This window comes from Capnocytophaga sp. oral taxon 380 str. F0488, from assembly GCF_000318255.2.
In the GTDB taxonomy this organism is placed as follows: Bacteria; Bacteroidota; Bacteroidia; order Flavobacteriales; family Flavobacteriaceae; genus Capnocytophaga; species Capnocytophaga ochracea.
In genome coordinates this window covers 20,352-21,535 of record NZ_KB291180.1, presented here as the reverse complement: position 1 = coordinate 21,535, position 1,184 = coordinate 20,352, and the positions used below count along the sequence as shown (strand labels likewise).

Annotated in this window: 3 protein-coding genes; all 3 read left to right on the top strand. The window is 34.4% G+C overall.

Annotated elements, in window-relative coordinates:
• Positions 1-464 precede the first annotated feature (464 nt).
• The 3 genes from HMPREF9078_RS12265 to HMPREF9078_RS02000 all read left to right on the top strand — a co-directional run bounded on the left by HMPREF9078_RS12265 (position 465) and on the right by HMPREF9078_RS02000 (position 1,083).
• Positions 465-587, top strand: coding sequence for a hypothetical protein (locus HMPREF9078_RS12265; protein WP_009421580.1), 123 nt, complete (start codon positions 465-467; stop codon positions 585-587).
• Positions 588-614: 27 nt separating this feature from the next.
• The gene (locus tag HMPREF9078_RS02005) at positions 615-746 is read left to right on the top strand and encodes a hypothetical protein (RefSeq protein ID WP_009419051.1); all 132 of its coding nucleotides are present in this window, start codon (positions 615-617) and stop codon (positions 744-746) included.
• Positions 747-891: 145 nt separating this feature from the next.
• Entirely contained in the window at positions 892-1,083 is a 192-nt protein-coding gene (locus HMPREF9078_RS02000) for a hypothetical protein (RefSeq protein ID WP_009419050.1), read from the top strand.
• The last annotated feature ends 101 nt before the right edge of the window (positions 1,084-1,184 follow it).

Genomic DNA, 1,184 nt, shown 5'->3' with positions numbered 1-1,184 from the left:
CCCTCCTTACACCCTTTTTTCATCAAAATCTCTCTTAACCTTCTTCCGAACTTCTCCGTTTCCTTCCGCTCTCTCTAACCTATCCAATTTGTCCGACAAGTCTGACCTGTCAAAAAATGATTTTTATCACTATTCATTTTCTAATTTCCTAATTTCCACATTTGCTAATCTGCTAATTTAACAGCCCGTGCGGCTCGCACCTTTGGCAAAGTTAATTATCAGTATTTTTGGCATTTCTGACATTATCAGTATTTCTGACATTATCAGTATTTCTGGCATTATTGGCATTTTTAGTATTATTGGCATCATTATTTTTGTTTTATAAATAATAATTCACTACCTTTGTACCGAATTTTAATTATGTTCATTATGAAAAAGGTAAACAACGCTGATGACTTTTATAATGCCTGTATGTGATGACCCTGCCAACATTTTCCTTAATTCGTATTTTTAATAATAAGCATATGAAAAAATCAAAACCAAACCGAATTATAGGCGCTTTCCTAATACTAATGGCAATCGCCTATCTGTACAACAACTGGACTTCCGCCAAACAAGGGTTTCTTGAAGGATTGTTCGGACAATAGTTATTAACATTAATACTCGTTTGTAATATGAAAACAAAAGAATCAGAAACAGTATCCATACCCAAAATGATATTCTTAGCCATTCTACTATGGTGGTTCTTATATGGCGTTTTTTATGCCTTAGGAGAGTTTGTAGGGAATATCCAGAAAGACTTATGAATTTTCTTACCTCAGTCCGTCGCCTTATTCTTAGTGACAAAAGACTAACCCTTGTAGCTGTTATCTTGTCTATGTTTTTTATTTATAGATTAGGGAAAGCTACAGGCGAATTTTTGTATTATATCTCTCATTAAACCCTTATATTATGTGGTTAGTTATTGTATTTTTATGTATCTTTTTAGCCAGTGCTTATCGCGAGAAAAATAAAGAAAGACGTTTGGTACTTTCTATTATTTGGGCGATAGCAATACTCCTTACCATAGGCTTTCAAATAGGAAGAGACCGAGCAAAAGCCGATATAACTACAGAAGAATCTGTGATTTCAAAAACTAAATAATAAGAATGCTCGTATAGCTCGCTCCTCCGAGTCCCTTCGTCAGTGTGAGCTACAAGCTCACGCTCCATTTCTCATTTTCTCATTTTCTCATTTTCTCATTT

What these genes read in the sequence shown, in the direction of transcription:
- HMPREF9078_RS12265 (WP_009421580.1), top strand. Translation starts at nt 465, where the DNA reads ATGAAAAAATCAAAACCAAACCGAATTATAGGCGCTTTCCTAATACTA.
- HMPREF9078_RS02005 (WP_009419051.1), top strand. Translation starts at nt 615, where the DNA reads ATGAAAACAAAAGAATCAGAAACAGTATCCATACCCAAAATGATATTC.
- HMPREF9078_RS02000 (WP_009419050.1), top strand. Translation starts at nt 892, where the DNA reads ATGTGGTTAGTTATTGTATTTTTATGTATCTTTTTAGCCAGTGCTTAT.